A 1,484-nucleotide genomic window follows, 5' to 3' on the forward strand; every position below is an offset into this window, starting at 1 on the left:
GCTCCAGGCGGGCGTCGGGGTCGAGGGCGAGCGGGACCTCGACGGTGGCGCCGGCGGGGACGGTGACGCCGGTCGCGCCGAGGCGGGCGACCTGGGCGTCGATCTCCGTGCCGTCGTTGCCGGTGACGCGCTGGAGCGCGAGGTCGAGCTTCACCGGCCGGTCACCGGTGTTGGTGTAGGGCACGGAGACGGTGGTGCGGTCGGTCTTGTCCTGTGGCCAGTCGAAGGTGCCGCCCTGGACGGCGGGGGCGCCGAGGACGGTCTGGTCGATGGCGGCCTTGACGTCGAGGCGGCCGCCGCCGATCTCGCGGGCGTCGCCGGGGACGGAGCTGTCGGCGGAGGCGACGAGCGCGGCCTTGATCTGCTGGGCGGTCCAGTCGGGGTGGCGCTGCTTGACGATGGCGGCGGCGCCCGCGACGTGCGGGGTGGCCATCGAGGTGCCGGACATCGACTGGTAGGCGTACACGCCGCGGCCGCCGGCCGCGGCGGCGGAGATGCCGACGCCGGGCGCGGCGATCTCGGGCTTGAGGGTGTGGTTCACGATCGTCGGGCCGCGGCTGGAGAACCAGGCGGTGGAGTCGTCGCGGTCGACGGCGCCGACGGTGAGGACACCGGGCGCGCAGCCGGGCGAGGAGACGGTGTTCAGGCCGGGGCCGGAGTTCCCGGCGGCGATGACGAACAAGGTGTCCGTGGACCGGGCGAGCTGCTCCGTGGCGGCGCTCATCGGGTCGGTGCAGTCGGTCGGGGCCGGGTTGCCGAGGCTCATGGAGACGACGTCGGCACCCTGCGCGACGGCCCACTCCATGCCCGCGATGATCCAGGACGTGGCGCCGGAGCCGGAGTCGTTGAGGACCTTGCCGTTGAGGAGGTCGGCGCCGGGGGCGACGCCCTTCTTCTTCCCGTCGCTCGCGGCGCCGGAGCCGCCGACGGTGGAGATGGTGTGGGTGCCGTGGCCCTGGCGGTCGCCGGTGGTGTCGGAGTCGGTGAAGTTCTGCGAGGCGACGATGCGGCCCTTGAGGTCGGGGTGCTCGGCGTCGGCGCCGGTGTCGAGGACGGCGACCTTGGTGCCCTTGCCGTCGTAGCCGGCGGCCCAGGCCTCGGGGGCGTGGATCTGCTGCGTCGACTGCTCCAGGGTGGCCTCGACCTTGCGGTCCAGCCAGACCTTCCGGACGTCGGCGCCGGAACGGGAGCGGCGGGAGGTGATGTCGGTCCAGAAGGCGGAGGCGTTCTTCTTGTCGGCCTTCAGCGCGACGCCGTCGGCGGCCTTGAGGACCTGGCCGCGCCTGGCGCCGCGCGGGGCGGCGGGGACGGAGCGGGCGACGTCGACGGAGGAGTCGTAGACGGCGATCAGCGGAAGGGCCGTGGTGCGGGAGTCGTCGTAGCCCTGGCGGATCAGGCCGGTGACGTTGAAGAGCTCCTCGTCGACGCGTCCGGCGGCGAGCGGTGCGGCGGCGCCCTCGGGATAGACGTACAGGTCCTTGCCG

The 1,484-nt window shown here is 73.9% G+C and carries 1 protein-coding gene; it reads right to left on the reverse strand.

Translation table 11 applies throughout. From position 1 onward, the window contains the following. The coding region (locus ACFYUS_RS39050) for a S8 family serine peptidase (RefSeq protein ID WP_388863065.1) at window positions 1-1,484 on the reverse strand (1,484 nt) is incomplete at both ends.

This window comes from Streptomyces sp. NPDC004284, assembly GCF_042874035.1.
Taxonomy (GTDB): domain Bacteria; phylum Actinomycetota; class Actinomycetes; order Streptomycetales; family Streptomycetaceae; genus Streptomyces.